The sequence below is a fragment of the Gilvibacter sp. CC01 genome (assembly GCF_055755295.1).
On sequence record NZ_CM146909.1, the window covers coordinates 1447743 to 1468140 of the forward strand.

At 43.8% G+C, this 20398-nt stretch carries 14 protein-coding genes; 6 read left to right on the forward strand and 8 right to left on the reverse strand.

The window, feature by feature from the left end; genetic code table 11:
* Window positions 1-2: 2 nt before the first annotated feature.
* Complete coding sequence (locus AC0J2F_RS06870; RefSeq protein WP_473007014.1) at window positions 3-509, forward strand: DUF2480 family protein; 507 nt, start codon at window positions 3-5, stop codon at window positions 507-509.
* Window positions 510-652: 143 nt separating this feature from the next.
* A complete protein-coding gene (locus AC0J2F_RS06875; protein WP_473007015.1) occupies window positions 653-1588 on the forward strand; it encodes a DUF3078 domain-containing protein in 936 nt (311 codons plus the stop codon).
* Window positions 1589-1638: 50 nt separating this feature from the next.
* Here the strand turns inward: AC0J2F_RS06875 and hflX are convergent, their stop codons facing one another.
* A complete protein-coding gene (gene hflX / locus AC0J2F_RS06880) occupies window positions 1639-2856 on the reverse strand; it encodes a GTPase HflX (protein ID WP_473007016.1) in 1218 nt (405 codons plus the stop codon).
* Between the two features lie 115 nt (window positions 2857-2971).
* On the opposite strand from hflX, the gene AC0J2F_RS06885 reads away from it, so the two are divergent.
* The 3 genes from AC0J2F_RS06885 (at window position 2972) to AC0J2F_RS06895 (ending at window position 6910) form a co-directional block, all read left to right on the forward strand.
* Window positions 2972-3916, forward strand: coding sequence for an endonuclease/exonuclease/phosphatase family protein (locus tag AC0J2F_RS06885; protein ID WP_473007017.1), 945 nt, complete (start codon window positions 2972-2974; stop codon window positions 3914-3916).
* Between the two features lie 189 nt (window positions 3917-4105).
* A complete protein-coding gene (locus tag AC0J2F_RS06890; RefSeq protein ID WP_473007018.1) occupies window positions 4106-5020 on the forward strand; it encodes a PorP/SprF family type IX secretion system membrane protein in 915 nt (304 codons plus the stop codon).
* Between the two features lie 18 nt (window positions 5021-5038).
* Window positions 5039-6910 (forward strand): OmpA family protein, encoded by a 1872-nt coding sequence (locus tag AC0J2F_RS06895; protein WP_473007019.1) that lies wholly within the window; start codon window positions 5039-5041, stop codon window positions 6908-6910.
* 81 nt (window positions 6911-6991) lie between these two features.
* On the opposite strand, the gene AC0J2F_RS06900 is transcribed toward AC0J2F_RS06895, so the two are convergent.
* From AC0J2F_RS06900 to AC0J2F_RS06910, 3 genes are all read right to left on the reverse strand, one after another.
* On the reverse strand, window positions 6992-7951 hold the full coding sequence (locus tag AC0J2F_RS06900; protein ID WP_473007020.1) for a T9SS type A sorting domain-containing protein: 960 nt from the start codon (window positions 7949-7951) through the stop codon (window positions 6992-6994).
* 126 nt (window positions 7952-8077) lie between these two features.
* Entirely contained in the window at window positions 8078-9511 is a 1434-nt protein-coding gene (locus AC0J2F_RS06905; RefSeq protein WP_473007021.1) for a DUF5689 domain-containing protein, read from the reverse strand.
* Between the two features lie 29 nt (window positions 9512-9540).
* On the reverse strand, window positions 9541-12399 hold the full coding sequence (locus tag AC0J2F_RS06910; RefSeq protein WP_473007022.1) for a carboxypeptidase-like regulatory domain-containing protein: 2859 nt from the start codon (window positions 12397-12399) through the stop codon (window positions 9541-9543).
* A gap of 184 nt (window positions 12400-12583) precedes the next feature.
* Between AC0J2F_RS06910 and AC0J2F_RS06915 the strand changes: the two genes are divergently transcribed.
* A complete protein-coding gene (locus AC0J2F_RS06915) occupies window positions 12584-13636 on the forward strand; it encodes an endonuclease/exonuclease/phosphatase family protein (protein WP_473007023.1) in 1053 nt (350 codons plus the stop codon).
* A gap of 589 nt (window positions 13637-14225) precedes the next feature.
* On the opposite strand, the gene AC0J2F_RS06920 is transcribed toward AC0J2F_RS06915, so the two are convergent.
* The 4 genes from AC0J2F_RS06920 to AC0J2F_RS06935 all read right to left on the reverse strand — a co-directional run bounded on the left by AC0J2F_RS06920 (window position 14226) and on the right by AC0J2F_RS06935 (window position 20398).
* Window positions 14226-14669 carry a hypothetical protein gene (locus AC0J2F_RS06920; RefSeq protein ID WP_473007024.1) on the reverse strand — a complete coding sequence of 148 codons (444 nt, stop codon included), beginning with the start codon at window positions 14667-14669 and terminating at the stop codon, window positions 14226-14228.
* 115 nt (window positions 14670-14784) lie between these two features.
* Window positions 14785-18036 carry a TonB-dependent receptor gene (locus AC0J2F_RS06925; protein ID WP_473007025.1) on the reverse strand — a complete coding sequence of 1084 codons (3252 nt, stop codon included), beginning with the start codon at window positions 18034-18036 and terminating at the stop codon, window positions 14785-14787.
* Between the two features lie 173 nt (window positions 18037-18209).
* Window positions 18210-19436: a peptidoglycan DD-metalloendopeptidase family protein gene (locus tag AC0J2F_RS06930; RefSeq protein WP_473007026.1), complete on the reverse strand. Its 1227-nt coding sequence runs from the start codon at window positions 19434-19436 to the stop codon at window positions 18210-18212.
* A complete protein-coding gene (locus AC0J2F_RS06935; protein WP_473007027.1) occupies window positions 19433-20398 on the reverse strand; it encodes a tryptophan 2,3-dioxygenase family protein in 966 nt (321 codons plus the stop codon). Before AC0J2F_RS06935 ends, AC0J2F_RS06930 begins: the two co-directional genes overlap by 4 nt.

Genomic DNA, 20398 nt, shown 5'->3' on the forward strand with positions numbered 1-20398 from the left:
GTATGGAAGAACCCATTGTAAATAGAGTGGCCAAAAGCCCATTGATCAACCTAGATCTGGAAGCTTTGTTTCCAGAGGTGGAAGTTGTTGATCTCGACATTTCACAATGGCTGGAAGCCGGTTTCATTCTAAAGGAAAAAGAGTTTCGCGCGCATTTACAAAAAACTGATTTCAGTGTTTATCAAGACAAGGTGATAGCCGTGCATTGTAGCACCGATGCAATTTTACCAGGCTGGGCCTTTATGCTGGTCGCTTCTTTAGTGAATCCTGTGGCAAAGACTGTGGTTTTAGGAGACAAATCTACAGCAATGACGACTTATGCGCAGCAATTCATGGAGCAGCTAGATTTAAGCGAATTTCAAGACAAACCTGTTATTATTAAAGGCTGCGGAGATCGTGACATCCCAGAACAAGCCTTGATCGCCTTGAGCAACAGACTGCAAGGAGTGGCCAAAAGCGTACTCTTTGGCGAAGCCTGTTCTTCTGTGCCCATATACAAGCGCAGGTAAAACATCGAAGTTTTACGTCCTTTCATCCAAATTCCTAAACTTTAATACACCTCGATTTCTACAGGAATTATATGCCGTATCTTTGCATGGTAACTAATTAAGAGGGATAGCGCCCTGTTTTATCAATAAAAAACACTCAAGCAATGAAGAGAATTGCACTACTTTTTGCCCTATTGGTATTACCCGCACTCAGTTGGGGACAAGAAACCGAAGAAGAACTAAAAGCTGCCATTGCAGTTAAGAAAGACTCTATCGCTGCCATTCAAGGTCGCGCAAACGGACTACAAGCACAATTGGACGCCCTGCCGGGTTGGAAATTTGGAGCTTTTGGAACCGTAGGATTCAACGTTTCTGAATTCAGTAATTGGTATGCGCAAGGAACGCCGAATGTATCTTCAGGAAATATCGGGATCACCTTTAACAGCTTTGCCAACCTAAAACAAGAAAAGTTTTTCTGGAGAAACGCACTTAACGTGAATCTGGGCTGGGTTAAGTTTGACGATCAAGATGACCCAACAGACGATGACAGCTTTCAAGAGGCTACAGATGTATTCAACATCAGCTCGCTTTACGGTCGTAACATTGCGAAGAACTTAGCTATTTCCGGTTTGGCCGAATACCGTTCTACTATCTTGAACAACTTTAACGATCCTGGGTATTTGGATCTTGGTGTGGGTGCCACTTGGACACCTATCGAAAACTTAGTTGTGGTAGTACACCCGTTGAACTACAACTTTGTATTTGCAGATAACGACGCCGTGTTCAATTCCTCTTTAGGAGCAAAGATCTTGGTAGACTATACCCGATCTATCGGAAAACTAAACTTTAAATCCAACCTATCGGCATTCCAGAGTTATGAGTCTAGCGACTTGTCTAACTGGACTTGGATCAACTCCTTGGGCTACACCCTTTGGAAAGGTATCGGTATTGGATTTGAATTGGGTCTAAGAGGTAACCAACAAGAAGCTCTGGCAAATGCCTTGGCCAATGTTATGGACGGTGACCCAACTCCTACTTTCGACAATGTAGACAACGATATTCAGAGCTACTGGCTCTTTGGTGTGAACTACAAGTTCTAAATCCTTAGTATTGAAAACAAAAAGAAAGCCGCTTTAAAAAGCGGCTTTTTTTATTCTTGATCTCCCTCTTCGTAAGACGGATAAAGGAAATGATTATACGGAAAACGCGTGATATGTATCTCGCGAACTTTCTCGTAAACCGTCTTTCTGAATTCTTCGAGATTCTCTTTGTTCAAGGCGGATATAAAAATGGCATCCCCGTTAGCTCGGGCCATCCAGGTACGTTGCCACTGTTCTAAAGTATTGTGCTTGTTTGTGCGCTCTGTGGTAAGATCATCTGCTGCAATGACCTCATGGGTATAGGCATCGATCTTGTTGAAAACCATAAGTGTGGGCTTATCGGTACAATGAATCTCATCTAAAATACCATTTACAGATTCGATATGCTCCTCGAAGTTCGGATGCGAGATATCTACCACATGTAACAACAGGTCTGCTTCGCGAACCTCGTCCAGAGTACTTTTAAAGGATTCTACCAATTGCGTTGGCAGCTTTCTGATAAACCCAACAGTGTCACTCAACAAAAATGGCAAATTGCCGATCACTACCTTTCGCACCGTAGTATCAAGTGTTGCAAAGAGTTTGTTCTCTGCAAACACATTGGATTTAGAGATCACATTCATCAAGGTGGATTTTCCCACATTGGTATAACCAACCAAAGCCACGCGCACCAAAGCTCCACGATTTCCACGTTGCACGGCCATTTGTTTGTCAATGGTCTGAAGTTTCTTTTTAAGCAAGGCGATTCGATCTCTTACGATACGACGGTCTGTCTCAATTTCCGTTTCTCCAGGACCACGCATTCCAATACCCCCGCGCTGTCGTTCCAAGTGCGTCCACAAACCGGTTAATCGAGGTAATAAGTATTCGTATTGCGCTAATTCCACTTGTGTTCGGGCATAACTAGTCTTGGCCCTTTGGGCAAAGATGTCAAGAATCAGCCCGGTTCTGTCTAGGATCTTACAGCGCAGTAATTTTTCTATATTATTCTGCTGCGCAGGAGTGAGTTCGTCGTCAAAGATCACCGTAGTGATGTCGTTCTCATTTACGTACTCCTGCAGCTTTTCCATTTTCCCTGTTCCGATAAAGGTCTTAGGATTTGGACGTTCCATGCGTTGGGTGAATCTTTTGGTCACCTCTCCTCCGGCCGTGTAGGCCAAAAATTGGAGTTCGTCCAAATAGTCCTCTAGGGTATCGGCATCCTGACCCTGAGTCACTATGCCGACCAACACGGTTTTCTCGTAAGCTATTTCTTTTTGCTCTAGCATGGGTGCAAAGGTACAAAACCACTTGATTCGATGTATTTTTTACTGCTTCAATTCCTTATAAAAAGGGAGGTTGCAGCGAATTTTCGTAATTTGACCAACTCCTTCAGCTATTCGCATGAAACAACAGAACATTGCCTTTTACAATTTGGAGAATCTGTTCGATCTCCACGATGATCCATATACTTTGGACGATGATTTTACACCCAAATCCGAACGCCGCTGGAACCGAAAACGCTATGAAAAGAAACTTAAGAAGCTCGGCTCCGTAATTGCCAAAATAGGTGTGGACGAACTTGGAGAACCTCCGGCAATTGTAGGAATCGCCGAGGTGGAGAACAAAACCGTGATTCGCGATCTAGTTGGCAGCAAACACCTCAGAAAATACGGCTATCGCTATGTGCATTTTGATGCTCCAGATGAGCGCGGTATTGACACGGCACTACTCTACCGAGACAGCCATTTTGAAGTGTTAGACAGCAAAACGGTAGCGGTATATGTGAATAATTTGGATGGACAAAGAGACTATACGAGAGACATCCTCTACGTTAAGGGCCTTTTGGAAGGAGCTCCAGTACATCTTATGGTCAACCATTGGCCTTCTAGACGAGAAGGAGCCGAACTTACCGAATACAAAAGAGTAAAAGCAGCTCAGACCTGTTTGGAAGTGGTGGAGAGCATTCGAGCAGAAGATCCAGAAGCAGATATGGTAATTATGGGCGACTTTAACGACAATCCAGATTCTGCAAGTATTAAAGAAAATCTAGTTCCATCGGCCTTTTACAACCCCATGGAAATGCTTCATACCCGCAAACGCGGCAGTTCCAAATACAGAGACAGTTGGTATCTGTTCGATCAGATTCTGGTAAGCGAATCTTTGAGAACCAAAGACAAGTTTGGACTCCGGTTTGAATCCGCAGATATTTTTGACCCTCTCTACCTCAGGGAATACAGCGGACGATTCAAAGGAAATCCGTTTAGGACCTATGTTGGGAAGAAACATTTAGGCGGATTCAGCGACCATTTTCCCGTCTATGCGAGCTTCTCAATTCATAAATTTTAGGATTTCAACCCCGCGTTTGTCGATGAATTCTGTCGCTTATCTATTATTATAGATTGGGGGTTGAACTATCATAATTTTGGTTAAATTAGTGTTTCCATTGGTTTGGCTAAGCGGCTATAAACACTGCTTTACCCCTTAAAATACCAAGCGTGAAACATCAAAAATTTGCATTGATATAACTAAACAGGAATGAAAAAACTCTACACGCTACTACTCGTATTTTGTGTTCTTGGTTTACAGGATGCTGACGCTCAGCAAGATCCGCAGTACACCCAGTACATGTATAATATGAATGTGATAAACCCGGCCTATGCAGGGTCTAAAGAATCCCTGTCAATGACAGCGCTTTACCGCAGACAATGGTCTGGTTTTGACGGTGCTCCAGAGACCATCACTTTTTCTGGTCACGCGCCGATAGGTGAGAAAACAGGACTTGGACTTTCTGCCATTAAGGACGAACTAGGTCCAGTGAAAGAGACCAACGTATTCATCGATTTCTCTTACACCCTTCAGGTAAGCGATAATGCTAAGTTAGCCCTTGGTCTTAAAGCCGGTGCCACCTTCCACGATGTAGCTTTGTCTACATTATTGTTGACAGACCCAGGAGATCCATTCTTCTCTCAAGATATTAACAACACTTATCCGAATATCGGTGCCGGGGCGTTCTTCTACACCGACAGATTCTACCTGTCTGTGTCTGTTCCGAACTTGTTGAATTCGGTACACTTGGACGAAAACGGTCTGAAGTACGGTTCTGAAACCAATCACTTCTTTGCCGCCACAGGATATGTATTTGATATTTCAGAAAATGTGAAGCTTAAGCCACACGTTCTGGTTAAAGGGGCCTTTGATGCACCCTTCTCTTTTGATGCGAACCTAAACGCACTGTTCTACGAAAAATTCGAGCTGGGTGCCTCTTACCGTCTAGACGACTCTTTTAGCGGTCTTATCGGTTTTCAAGCCACACCAAACTTTAGAATCGGATACGCTTACGACAGCGTAGTTTCTGATCTGGATGTGGTGACCAGCGCATCGCACGAAATCATTCTAACCTTTGATATCTTCTTAAATAAGCGCGTGCTCAAGTCGCCTAGATATTTCTAATCCTATTCTTCGAAGAACATGAAAAAAATATACCTCTTTATATTCGCACTAACGGTTAGCACGGCCAGCTTGACTGCTCAGAACAGAGATACAAAGGCAGCCGACAAGCACTACGATCGCTTGGAATATACCGAAGCAATTGAAGACTACGAGCGCCTTATAGCTCGCGGTAAAGCTGATTCTTACGTTTACGAGCGTTTGGCGAACAGCTACTACAACATTAACGACACAGAAAAAGCGGCTACATATTACAAGCGTATTATGGACGACAGCGATGTAGATGCAGAAGCCGTATACAATTATGCGCAGAGTTTAAAGGCAAACGGCGATTTCGCTGCATCTAATGATGCGATGAAAAAGTTCGCGGGCATGAAGCCAAGAGACAAACGCGCTGTTGAGTTCATGAAGAACCCGAACTACATTCCTGGACTGCTTAACAGCACTCCTCAGTATACTGTAGAGAACGCCGGAGACATCAACTCCGAATTTTCGGAATTTGGTGGTACCATGAGTGGCAACACTATGTTTTTCTCCTCTGCCAGAAATACGAGCAGAAGAGACTACGGGTGGAATGACCAGCCATTCTTAGATATCTACGCCGCCAATTGGACCGATGGAACTATTGGCTCCGCAGAATTGATCCCTGGTGATGTAAACACCAAGTTTCACGAAGGAACTGTAGCATTCTCTGCCGATGGGAACCGCATCTATTTTGACAGAAACAACTATTATAAAGGAAAGTACAAAAAAGATGAAGACGGTGTAAACCAACTGAATCTGTACTCTGCAGAATTGGTAAATGGTAAGTGGGTTGACGTAAAGCCGCTTCCGTTTAACAGCAGTGAATATTCTACAGGACATCCTGCCTTAAGTAAAGATGGTAAGACACTTTATTTTGTGTCAGATATGCCTGGAGGTAAAGGTATGGCCGACATCTACAGTGTGAGTGTTAATGCTGATGGCAGCTATGGCACGCCTAAAAATGTATCTGCTGTAAACACCGAAGGAAAAGAAGTTTTCCCTCATGTTACCGACTCTGGAGTTCTGTTCTTCTCTAGTGACGGACATCCAGGTCTTGGTGGTTTAGACGTTTTCAAATCAGAAGGCAATGAAGTAACCAACCTTGGAGTACCTGTAAATAGCGGAGGAGATGACTTTGCCTTTATGTATGACGAGGCGAGCATGAGCGGATTTGTTTCTTCGGATCGCGAAGGCGGTAAAGGAAGTGACGACATCTATCAGGTAGCTGGAATTCCTCCTTGTGATGTGAACATGGTAGTAACCGTGGTAGACAATGTAACAGGATCAGTTATAACAAATGCTAAAGTTGATATTTACGACAGCAGCCGTAATCGTTTAGGCACTAAAATGACCAACGATCGTGGGCAAGTTGAATTTATGGGCGAGTGCGATGTGAACTACACCTTGACCGCAGAAAAAGAAGACTACGAAAGCGGTACTGCCGTAGCTAGTTCTTCTGAAGATGGTCCGTTGCCTGTACGCATTGGTCTAGATCCTATAGAAGAGATCATTCAAGAAGATCGTGTGGTACTAGAACCTATTTTCTTTGACTTCGATAAGTCTAACATCAAGCCGCAGGCTGCTTTTGAGCTAGACAAACTGGTTCAAGTTATGAAGAAGTATCCGAACATGGTGATCCGTGTTGAAAGTCACACCGACAACCGCGGTGGTAACCGTTATAATATGCAGCTCTCTGAACGCAGAGCGCAATCTACTGTTCAATACGTGATCTCGCAAGGAATTGACGCCAGCCGTATTAGCGGAATTGGTAAAGGTAAGACCGATCCATTAGTGGATTGTTCTGGCGGATGTACCGATGAGCAACATCAGCAAAACCGTCGCTCTGACTTTATCATAGTGGAGCGTTAGAAAAACTAAAAATTGCTTGGAAAAGACAAGTAACTAACCAACCAAGTGAACCCTCCGTTGCCATAAGCTTCGGAGGGTTTTTTAATACTTGATAAATCGATCGCGATGCATTCGCCCTTGATCATCACTCAACTCAATAATATAAGTTCCGGCAGAGAAGTCAGAGACATCTAATTGGCTTTTATAATCCCCGCAAAAGATCAGTTGTCCAATTACAGAATAAATTTTTAGGGATGGATAGCTTAAGGTAGTTTCAAAATTTAAAGTCTCAGTTACAGGATTTGGAAACAAGGTAATGCCTCCCAATTCCTGCTCTTCAACGCTTAACGGACTTATCACCGACAATGCAAAATCCACCAAAAACTGAAAACGGTCTGTATTTCCTGAGTATTCAATACTATGCACTAAGGTGTGTCTATCTCCAATTCCTAAATCATCATAAGCCTCTATAATGATGATCCCATTTTCGGGATCATGGCTATCATCGGTACCAGGTTCAAAACGGTAAACGAAAAATATAGATGGCGAATCTAGATTGACCTCATCGGTTGGCAACCACCACGAAGGATTTGCCCAAATACCATCTGGCAAGGCATTGTACATATACAATCCTTTTACATTGGGATTCGGTCTATGACCGTAGATCCAACTCACAATGGAACCTCTTGAAGAGCCACCAATAATCTTATTGGTCATATCAAAGTTATAGACTTCGGCGTTGGCTTCAAGCCATTCGAACATAAGTTCAGCATCTGCCCATGCAGTTTCTACGTCTTCTATTGAAGTCAAGCTTGTAATTGACTCCCAAGAGACCACAGAGATTCCAACGTTTTTTAGATCGTCCGTAATGGAGCTTGGCAAGTCCGTAGTGCCGCCGTTTGGATGGGCATAGATAAATACTGGAGTAGGTGCGCTAGATGGCGCAATCCAAATGTCTAGAAACTGACGGTCTTCTGGGCCGTATGAAACTCCCGTATGGTCTTGGGCGCTTAGACTGAAGCTAAAAAGGAGGAAGAGAAAGATGGGGCTTATCTTTTTCATGGTAGGATGGTTTTTTCAAATTTAGTGATTCTGTAGATATATAGTTGACTCCCAGAATTCTAAAAGGTTTAAAACAAAAAACCCGCCTGTTTCTAGGCGGGTTCTTAAGTGTATATAAAATCGTTCTTAGATTCCGGTCACCTCTACATTATCTACGTGATAACGCGTAGATGCACCAGATTCAGATCCGGTGTACAAGAATGCAAAGTGTACAGTACCTTCTAAACAAGAAACATTTACAGGACCTACAGCTTCAAAAGTTCCGAATCCACTAGAAGGACCTACAGGAATAGTTGCATCCAATAAGTTCCAATCTGCTGTGGTTGGATCTCCGGTGAAGTTAGTAGAGAAAAGTACACTCAGTACAGTTCCGTTGTCAAAGTTAGCTTGTACGTCGAACATAAGTTCTTCTGCAGTAGTTCCATCCATATCGATACCTGGAGTTACCAACCAGGACTCGATAGTATCTTCTCCACTAGAGAAAGCGGTGATCTGCGCATAGTTGTTTCCGCTAAAAGTACCCAATACCCACTCGGTGCTTCCGCCCACAGTGTTTACGTTGGTCCATCCGGCAGAAACGAGATCTGCAAGGCTACCAATTCCTTCAAAGTCTTCGCTAAAGAAAGCTGAACCTCCACCAGAAGGCCCACTACAAGCTGTGAAATCAGGATCGCAACGTTCAGATACATCACCAAAGGCAATATCAGCTGGCTCGTTGATTACCATAGTGAAGAAATCATCAAAGAAATCACGAGATAGGATCCCGTCTATAGCTCCACGACCGTTTGGCAACAATAGTGCTTTAAAGTCAGCAAAAGTAGAGGTTTGTACAATGATAGAACCGCCTTCACAACCTTCAAGGGTACGATCGCCGTCAAACTCGTCTGTCGGCTCTGCAGCAAAGGTCAATGGGTTTTCACCAAGTACGTCGTTTCTGTTGAACTGTACATCGCTAATGCGGATGTATACATTCTCTAGGTCAGAATCACCACCAGAAGCGCTGATCTCTGCCAAAGTGGTCTCACGAGGCACGATAGTAGCAACCTCATCGGTTCTAAAGATTCTCCAAAGGTTTTCATCAGAACCTTCACCAACCAATACAGATGGAGGCAATTTGTCGATGAAGTCTCCTCCACCTAATCCAAGGCCAAGTACTCCATTGGTAACCGCCACAGTCAATCCGTCTAGTTTAACTAAGATCTTACGACCTTTTTCAAAACGGGTAAACAATGGGTTTACGTCTACCAACACCTTAACTCCAGTTGTTGGGTTCTCTGCTTTGTCTTGAATAACGATCTCCTCGAACCAGTTTCCACCTTCGTCGCTAGAGACAACATATCCTTCTACCACCAAGTTGTCCTCTGCAGTAAAAGTTACTTCGCTATCGCCATCGGCAACAGCCTGCTCAAAGATACCTCTAAGGGCATCTATCGTGATCACATTACCTTCTACCTCTACAATGTCTACAGTGGTGTTAGGCAGGTCAAATTCATCGTCCTGAACACAGGAGAATCCTACGGCTACAAAAAGTAGCACGGCCATTAGTTTATATAGATTCATGATTTTCATGATTAATTTTTTAAAAGCTATTAAAATCGTAAATATAAGTTGACATAGTATGTCGTACCGTTACCAAAGAAGTAGCGGTTCCCGAATACAGGACCTCCTGTATTGTTTTGATCGTCTAATACATCGCGGTAGTTGGCAAGTCGTGACTGCTCAAATCCACCGGTAACATATTGCTGATCCAAGACGTTGTTAATGGTTGCAAAGAAACCTACAAAATAGTCTCCAACCTTCCATGATTTACCTCCCACAACGTTAACCAAGAAGTAATCGTCTAGTTGCTCTTGTTGCAACAAACCACGAGCAACTTCCGGGTCGTAATCGTTAAAGGTCAATCCGTCTACATCTTGAGTAAATGCATCTGTTCTGCGAAGCGTACTGGCATCTACATAAGCATTGCTGAAGTAGTTAGTTGTAAGTCCAACCCACCAGAAATCTGGGTCGCGGTATTCGAAACCGATCTGGTAAGCGCGCTCCGGACCACCAGCTACGTGGTAGTTCTTAAGTTTGGCAGTACCGTCTCCAATAGTGAATGGCTCCAAAGATGGCAATCCTGTATTGGAATCGATAAAGTCATCACTGTAATAAGCTACATTAGGGTTGTTTGTAAAGATGTACTGGCCTACAGAGGCAGCCGCCTTTACTTTAATAGTTGGAGTAAGTTGTGCTTCAACTCCCATCTCAACACCTAAGTGACGTTGATCTATTCCAGTTGTAACTTCCTGTGTAAAGGCAGAAGAAGTAGCTCCAAATTGATTTTCTGTAAAGAAGAACCCAATGTCAGATCCGTCTTGTACTTGGGTGTAGAATCCGGTGATACGTCCTTTAACGATAGGTGAGCGGTAAATGTAGCTCAAGTCTGCCGTTTGGATCTTCACCTCTTCGATTCCTGCAGAAACGATATTGTTCTGACGCGCATTAGCAAAAGTATTTCTGATGCTCGGCGCGTTGGTAAAGTAAGCTCCGTTCAGGTCGATCAAGTGACGTCCGGTCACTTTATAGGTCATTCCACCTTTAATACCGTAAGTGCTAAAGTTCACCTTTTCGCTGTCTCCAAAAGAACTAGCTCCAGGGTAATTTCCGTTTTCAAACAGTCCGGTACGTTGGTAGCTGGTAGAACCAATGTTAGCTCCAACAAAGAAATCTACTTTGTTGTACTTGAATTGCGCCTGAGCGAATCCTGTGATCACATCAGCGTTGATCTCATAGTTGTACTTATAACGATCGCCAAGACCTGCTAAACGATTAGGGTTTCTTAAGTCTGACTGTGCTCTTAGGCCAATGTCTGTGTTAGAATCGTCTCCGGCAAAGAAGTCTACATCTAAATAACCATTAGCTCCTAAAAGGTCTTTTACAGCTGCAAAGTTCTCACTCTTTAAGTTTCTGTAGTTCAAAGAACCGTTCAAAGTGATATTCTCTGTAAGCTGCGTGCTCAAAATAGTGTTAGCGGTAAACTGTGTATCGTCTGTGCGATCTTCTTGCAACACATAAATAGCGTTTCCACCGTTGGCTACAGAGATCTCGTTAGCGCGATACAAGGCTACCCAGTCCAGTTGACCTCCGTTCACAAAACTCTGACGGGCCAAAAAGGCATTTTGAAAGTCTTGAGCGGTAGGACTGGCATCCTGCAAAAAGAAACTCGGGAGGTTTTGGTAGTAATCTGCGTTCGGGTTACGAGCACCACCTAAATACGCTTCTTGCCCGTTGAACTCAACCAAACGTGTACCTCCGTTGTCGATTCGGGTGTTCCCGATCTTTCCGAACTGATAAGCCACGTTGGTGTTCAAGGTGGTGTTCTCACCTATGTTCCAGTAGTGGTTCAACATGATCACCGGCTCTTCGATCTCACGCTCGCGACTGTTGCGACGCTCTCCGTTCAAATCACCCCAGTTCGGGTTGTAACGGATCCCTTTAAGATCGCGGATCTCTTGGGTCAATGGAGCCGAACGTCCTCTGCGGTTTGGCGTATACAAAGCAGAGAAGTTCAAACTGTGGTTGTCGTTGATCTTTTTCTCTACGGATGCAAAAAAGGAATTAGCATCGTATAAAGTACCGTGAATGTATCCTTCTTCACCAAATCTGCGCGACAACAAAATGCTGTATGCCCATCCGTTCTGGTTCACACCACTGTTATAAGAGCCCATTACTCGACCTGCATAAGATCTGTTGGCCATGGCGTAAGATACGCGACCCCCTTGTCTGTACTGACTGGCGCGCATTACAATGTTGTTAACCCCAGCCAAATCACCGAATTGGTATTCGTTGGCTTTGATTCCCATGGTAAATTCACGGTTGCGCTGGGCGTCGTTAAGACCTCCCCAGTTCGACCACTGCGGGCGACCGTTGAATTGTTTGTTCATTTCAATACCGTTGATCAGTACCTTTCCGTTCGCATTGTCATAACCACGCGGTCTAAAGAAAGTAGCACTAAAATCAAAGGCTGCTGCGTTCAAAAACACGTCGTTAGAAGCTTGTAAAAGCCCGGAGATGTTGTAAGCAGAGCTGCTTTCATCGTCCAATTGGTTATCAGAAAGACTGATGATCCCAATCTGAGCTTCGACCTCGGTAAGGTCGATCTCCATTAAAATACGATCGATGTTTACGGTTTGCCCATTTAGAATAGTGATGGGCAGTTGCTGGGTAAGATACCCTGTTTTAGATACCACCAAGACCTGCTCGCCAAGTGGGAGTTCCGGATCACTGATCGCAAAACGACCTTCGGCATCGGTCAAATTTCCAAGCGTGGTTCCTTTGATAAGAACCCGAACCTCATTGATAGGTTCACTGGAATCGGTATCAACAACAACACCTGTAACTTGTGTTTGAGCTGTAGCGAATCCGCAGATCAAAACAAGAAACAAGCTGGCAAAGAATTTCTTCATGCTGTTTAGTAGTTGAATTGATGAACTTATTCTGTCTTTCTTTTGAATCTAGAAAAAGCTTGAATAAGTTCGATTATTAAATAGTTAATTAATGGTCCACAAAACTACGTCTTTTACAGAGAATAACTACTTTTGGCCTAGGTTTTGTTTACCCATTTACATAAATATAATATTGCAGCTTGATATGAATATCAGATCTCTTGTTTTTGGCCTTATATGCTTGATTTCTACAGCAGTTTTTGCACAAGGACAAAAATCCTATAAAGTAAACGCCATTGCTTTTTACAATGTAGAAAACCTCTTCGACACCGAAGATGACCCCATCACATTTGACGACGACAGAACCCCTGAAGGACGCGATCACTGGACCGAAGAGATCTACGCCGCAAAGCTTGCCAATATGGCCAAGGTTATTGCCGATGTGGGTCGCGATGTAACAGGTACAGCGCCAGCGCTTATTGGAGTGGCAGAAACAGAGAACCGCAAAGTGTTAGAAGACTTGGTCAATCAGCCGGAATTGTTGCCTTATGACTACGGGATCATTCAGTTCGATTCGCCAGACCGCCGAGGGATCGATGTGGCACTACTATATCAAAAGTCCTTATTTACTCCCACGAATTACGAAGCAAAACCCCTTCTTATCTACGACAACGAGGACCGTGACAAACGTGTTTACACCCGTGATCAATTGGTAGTTTCTGGAATGTTAGATGGAGACCTGATCCACGTTATTGTGAATCACTGGCCTTCTCGCTCCGGAGGGGAAGCTCGCAGCCGTTACAAGCGTGTGCAAGCTGCAGAACTTAACAAGAGCATCATCGACTCTTTGCACAGTGAAGATCCCTACGCCAAGATCATCACCATGGGCGACCTTAACGACGACCCAACGAACAAAAGTATAAAGAAAACCCTAGGCGCTAAAGCTGACAAGGACAAGGTTGGCCCAAAGGAATTATACAACCCCATGGAAGCCATGTTTAAAAAGGGACTTGGAACCTTAGCCTACCGCGATGGCTGGAACCTTTTTGATCAGATCATTTTGTCTGATGCGCTTTTAGAAGAGGACTACAGCAGCTACCGCTACTACAAGGCTGAGATTTACAACAAGGCTTACCTTTCTAACCCTAGAGGGCGTTATAAAGGCTATCCATATCGCTCATTTGCTAATGGTGGCTTTACTGGAGGCTATTCGGACCACTTTCCTGTTTTGGTCTACTTGATCAAGGAAATAGACTAAATACACAAGTAATTGATATTTCGTAGCTTATAAGGATATTTTGTATCTTAAGGCTATGAATATTCCAACAGAAGCTAAAGACATCCTCATTTTAATAGGCGTTATTTGCCTTATTTGGGGTTTTGTGACCTTCTTTACCAGAAACGGAAGGTATCACCGTAATCGGCGTAATAAAAGAGCGAGAAAGCAGGTTTAGGCGAAGCTTATCAATTAGTCACTATTATTTTAACGCGACTCCGAGCGAGGCTGTAGAAAACCAGCTAGCAGCGGTTGGGTTTGAGATTCATTGTGCCGATCTGAGCCGCTAGGCTCAGGAGCTTTCAATGAATCTGTGGCTGAGGGTAGCTAGGTTTTCAAAGCCGAGCGAGCGTCGCTAGACCTTTTTGTCTACTTTTTGCGGCAATGGGAAAAAGTAGAAAATAAAGGTATAAGGACTTGTCCTTGAAAGTTAAAGCTGGAGTATGATTGTTAATGATCCTTTCGTCCATGCGCAAGGGATTGCAACAAACTACCCCTCCTTTGCATGCTTCGGCGGGCAAAGCGTGTAGTGTGGAAAGCCCGGTGCTGCGCAGCAGTATGCGCCAAAAGCTTAATCAAACCACTGCCCCCAAGGAATACGGCTCAATAAAAGCACAAACGCAAGGGTATAAAAGATCATCAAGGTCTTGAACTTTGGCCTGGAAACCAATTTCTTCTTGTGCTTTGAGTAACCAATGGTGATTAGAACAACAACGATCAACATTACCGTTGGATGCTCCACCGCATTCAAACGCAATACAGAGTCTTTCATAACCGTCCCCATACCATTGTCGCTAATGGATTGGAATCCTAGCGGAGAAACGAAATAAAGCACCAAACCGATCAGGAGTTGAATATGCGTTACGATAAGGGCGAACAAAGAAATGCGAAAATCCTTGGCGCCATAGTCACGCTTACTAAAAAAGCCTAGCAAGGCATTGAAGGTGGCCAAAAAGACAACAAGAACGACCAAATAGGCCCAATACGAATGCAAAAACTGAACGGTGGTATACATGGTTAAATGAAGTTGTTTAAACAAAGGTAAGACATAAAAAAATAACCCTGCAGTGAACTGTGTTCTACTGCAGGGTTAAATATTTGTTTAAGCTGTATTGCCTAACCTATTCGAATTAGTTGAATAGGTAACGCAATCCAAGCTGCATTTGCCATCTTGATGACTGTAGTCCGAAATCGTCGATTACACGAACACCTTCCTCGAACTGAGTAGGATCGAAAGTAAAGGCTGGGTTTGGCCCTGCAGTTACTGTTCTTAAAAGTCCTACGTTTCCTGGAACGAAGTTACGCTGACCCCAGTCTTTGTTCAACAAGTTAGTGAAGTTGAAGATATCCAAAGACGCCTGGAAGGTGTGCTTGGTATTTCCTAGCTTCAAGCTAAAGTCTTGTAGCACTTTGAAGTCAATTATGTGGTTCCATGGTCCGCGATCACCGTTACGCTCTGCGTACTGACCTCTGCGAGAACGCAAGTAGTCATCACCCTCGATAAATGCATCAAGAGCTGCCCACTGCTCAGCGCTAGTAAGACCACCATTATCTGATTGGTCTACCAGGTTGATCTCACCTTGGTTAGCAGGTACGTAGATAAGTGCGTTGTCACGAGAGTCATCGTTTAAGATATCGCGACCTTCACGGTATACATAGCTGAATGGGTTTCCTTGAACACCTTCGTAGAAGAATCCGAAAGTAGTCTTAAGATTCTCATTCCAAGTGATCTCGTAAGAAGCGTTAGAAGTAATACGGTGTCCTAGAGAGAAGTCTGAACGAGCATCTACATCAAGATCAGCATTCTTACCGTTTACAGTCTGACGGTTTCTCCACTGAGAAGAGTTCTGAGAAGATGTTCCATCAAATACTTTGAAGGAATCTCCATAAGACCAAGACACTTGTCCTTGGAATCCGTTCTCAAATGGCTTACGGATAGTAGCTGTAACGTTGTATGCGTGTCCAAGAGTTGTGTTAGACGCAAGGATGATTCTCTGGTAAGTTGGGTCGATCTCATCACTACGGCTATATGTTGGACGATTGTCAGCACCGTTCAAAGCACCGGTTGGGCCTTTTAGGTTCAAGTTCTGGTACAAGATGTCGTTGATAACATCAGTATACAAGAAGTCTGCAGAGGCTATAAGACCCCAGAAAGGAAGTTTCTGGTCTACTGCGATATTATACTTCATTACCTGTGGCAATTTGAAGTTAGCAGCGATAAGGTCTACGTTACCACCTACACCTCCAGAACCTGGAGCTGGATCTTCGAACTGGTTGTTCACGTCTGGCTCAAAATCCTGACCGAACTCAAAGTTGAATCCACCAGTGATACCATTGTTGTTGTAAGTACCACCTGGCCATACCAATGGTAGTCTAGAAGTAAATACTCCCATACCACCACGGATCTGAGTTTTGCTTTCTCCGTTTACATCCCAGTTGAAACCTAGACGTGGAGCAAACAATGGGTTAGCGTTGATAGACTGTCCAACACGAGCACCTTTAAGGTCTTTACCAGCAGCTTCTAGCAAGCCAACAGTACGGTTGTTAAAGTCATCATTTGCAAGTCCGTCTTCCCAGTAAGGGATATCAACACGAAGACCGAAAGTAACTTTCAAGTCATCTGTAGCTTGGAAATCATCTTGGGCGTAGAATCCTAGCTGTGAAGCTGAGAACTCGGCTGCACCAGCAGACTCATCACCAACAACACCGTTACCCAATAGGGAATAACCGTGCTGATATACATCGGCTTGCTGACCAGTAAGGAACTGGTTCAAACCGCTAGATACCAATACTCCGTTGTCGTCAAATTGATCTTCGAAAGTATAGTCACCAAAGTTAAAGGCGAAGAAAAGGTTCTTCACTTTAGCATATTCGAAGTTCGCACCCAAGGTAATGGTGTGGCGTCCGGAATAGATCTCAAAGTTGTTGTTGATAGTAAGTACATCTTGATCTAACAAGTTAGCAGTAGAGAACGGCTCAGCTCCGAAAGAGATAGTTCCGTTTCCGTCTTGGATATCAACAGTAGGGAATGGAGAACCTGCAGGGTCACGGTCATCACGTACAGTGGTGTAACCAATTACAAGGTTGTTCGCTACGTTGGTACCAGAATAACGCCATTCGAAAGCAGTAGAGTTGGTCGTAGTCAAGAAAGACTCAGATCCGTTGATGAATCCAATGTTGAATGGGTTAGAGTTACGTGCCTCCAAGTTGTCTCCTTTTACGTAAGAGTGACGCAAAGTAAACTTGTTAGCGTTGTTCAAGTTGTAGTCTAACTTGGCAGTGATCTTGTCACTAACTAATGTACGCGTGTTGGCGTTAAAGATTCCTGGGTCGTACCCGTAAGTAGAACGCAAGAAGTTAACCAGATTATTGATGTCTTCTAAAGAAGAACGCCCTTCGTACTGGCTAAAGTTGAATGGCTGAGGAGTTTCCTCATCCTGACGCTCGTAGTTAATGAAGTAGAATAGTTTGTCCTTAATGATAGGACCTCCTACACGTACCCCGTATAGCTTAGCTGAGAAATCATCAAGCTTTTCGCGAGCTTCACCTTCGTCAACAAGACCTGTAGGAGTTTTTCCAGCAAGGCCTTCATTACGTAGGTAGTAGTAAGCAGATCCCTGCACCTCGTTAGTACCAGAACGCGTAATAGCGTTGATAGATCCACCAGAGAAACCAGACTGACGCACATCAAACGGCGCAATGTTGATCTGGAAAGTTTCTACCGCATCCACAGAGAATGGGTTTACTCCAGTTTGTCCACCGTTAGTACCTGAACCTGCAAGACCGAACACATCGTTGTTTACAGCACCATCAATGTAGATCGCATTGTAACGGTTGTTCTGACCAGCAAGTGAGATAGAGAATCCGTCGTTACCTTCGGTAAGCTGAGCTTGAGGAGTAATACGCGCAAAGTCAGCGATAGAACGAGTAACTGCAGGTAGTGTTGCGATGTCTCTAGACGACACTGTAGTTTCTGTTCCTGTTTTCTTTGAATCGAAAACATTGTTTCGCTGTGCAACGATCAATACTTCGTCTAGCGCATTGGTAGATTCAGCAAGGTTAACACTAATTTTTTGAGAGTTACCCAGTTGTAAGAACACTCCGTTTCTAACAAAGTCTTCAAATCCAACGTAAGAGATGGTCACGGTGTAAGGACCACCAGCTCTCATGTTTGAGATACGATAAAAACCGTCGAAATCGGTTATCGCACCATAGGTCGTTCCAGTTGGCGTGTGGACAGCAACCACATTAGCCCCTAGAAGAGGTTCGGCGTTGTTGTCAAGGACACGACCGTTCATGCCCCCTGTAGTTACCCCTTGCGCAAATGCACTTGCGCCGAGTAACAAACAAGCCACGGTTAAATAGAAAGTAATTTTTCTCATAAAACAGTTAATTTTGATTGGTACAAAAGTATTACTAAGTGCTGTATTTTAACATTACCTTAAGGTTAAATAAGCACTTTTTGATACTTTCTTAAGATACAGCATTATACCGTTGAAAATCTGATAGAATTCATTATCTATCAGATAATTATTAACCGTTTTTTAAGAAATTTCTAAAAAATAATACAATCCAGCTTTTCCTTGAGCGGAGTGATATACTCAAAGTATTGAGGCTTGAGAGAATCTGCAAGGGGTTTGGAGGCTGGTAAATCTTGTAGAAACGGATCTACTTGTTGCCCGTTCTTCCAGAATCTGTAGCAAACATGAGGCCCGCCAGTGTTTCCAGTCATCCCTACCCAACCGATCACATCACCCTGACGCACATAGTCACCTACCTTGGCCTTACGGCTTTTCATGTGCAGGTATTGCGTCATATAAGTGCTGTTGTGCTTGATCTTCACATAATTACCGTTTCCACCTCTTCGGGCCGACTCGATTACGGTTCCATCGGCAGTAGCGATAATAGGAGTACCTACAGCAGCGGCGAAGTCTGTTCCTTTGTGTGGGCGAACTTTGTAGCCGTAATAGGCAATACGCCTCTTTAAATTATACCTACTAGAAAGTCTATAATTGAAGCGGATGGGCGATTTTAAAAAGGCCCGGCGCAGGTTGTTGGCTTCTTCGTCATAATAATCTGAAACTCCCAAGTCTGGGTCTTCCACAAAATTAAAGGCCAATAGCGGACGTCCTTTGTGCTCAAAATAGGCCGCTTTTATGTCTTCTATTCCGGCTGGAATAGTGTCGTTTATAAAACGTTCCGTGTAGACTACCTTAAAACGATCTCCTTGTTGCAGGGCAAAGAAGTTGATGGTCCAGGCGTAAATATTAGCCAAGCGATCGGTCATAGAAGCGCTAAGATTTTGCTCTTCCATGGTTTCTGAGAGCGAACTAGTAATGACTCCAGATGCCGTCTTCTCCACCAGACGGATAGGTTTTCGTCCGTGATAGGCTTTTGCCACGCTGTCGCGCAGATCTACCACAGTATATTCTATGCGGTTATTCTCGTAGATGAACACCTGGGCCTGATTCAGACTGTCTTTGGAGTTTAAGACCACATAAGGCTTTCCGGTCACTATGCGGCGTACGTCAAAACTGTCTTTAACAGTCTCCACCGCACTGTAAACCTTAGCTGCGGGCACATGGTTGTTATCCATAATAACGCCAAAGGTATCGCCAAAGCGAACCGTATCGCGTACTACATTAAAATCGTTAAGAATGAATCCGTAGGCCTCTTCTATCTTGGGCGCCTCGGTGATGGTTGCAACTTCCTCTTCTGGTTTCTCCTTTTCACAAGCCCAGCATAGTCCAAGCACTACACTTAGCCACAATAATCTTTTCAATGTTGTTTGGTTTTTGCGCTGTTATAAGCATGAGTAACCCACTCACGCCCCCAATTCTCCTTCTCTTCAGGACTCCAAAGATTAGGAAAATAATGGATTTTCTGAAAACTTGGTGGAAGAAATTCTTTCCAATTGGTTCCCCCGGTTGCCAAGACCGTTTGCCCTTCTTTGTGCAGGTACCTAAATGCCGCACCCATATGCATGAGCAACCAATTGACATTAGCGTTAACGTCGAATTTTCGCAATTCGTTTATAAGCGCTTGATTATTTATTTCTGATTCCGGCAAGGCCAAGTATTTGTGGTATAAGGTCTGCCCTTTTACCTCATTCATGATACGTATAAAGCGCGGGGTATAACGAAACTCAAACTGTTTTAGAGTCAAAGTTTTGTTCTGGGTTTCTAGATCTGTTGCGCCGCGCTTCCAATAGATCTGTTCGTACATATCCTCAATGGAATCTGCTTCGGAGTACTGATCTCTCAAGGATACATGGACCAAATGCTCCATAGGCGTGCTGTAGAACTCGATCATGCGGTACTGAGCCGATTGAAATCCACTAGCGGGTAAAAGTGACATGCGGAACTTTAGGAACTGCTCCTTTTCCATGCCACGTATCATCACGTCAAAAGAATCAATTAAAATCCTGAAGTAACGATTGATGCGTTCCAGACGTTTGGTAAAAAAGTCCGCCTGTTGCAATTTATCGTCTATGATCTGCTTTTGCTCATGAATTATGAGTTTAAAATACAGTTCGGTGATCTGGTGATAGGCAATAAAGATCTTCTCGTCCGGAAAATAGGTTCGCGGAATCTGTAAACTCAGGAGTGTGTCTAAGTGGATATAATCCCAATAGGTCAAATACTTGTCATAGAGCAAGCCATCTAGATAGGAATTCATATCCTGCCCAGAGTTCTTGAACTTCTCTTGTAATTGCTTTAGTTGGTCTTGTAGTTTTTCGTCCAT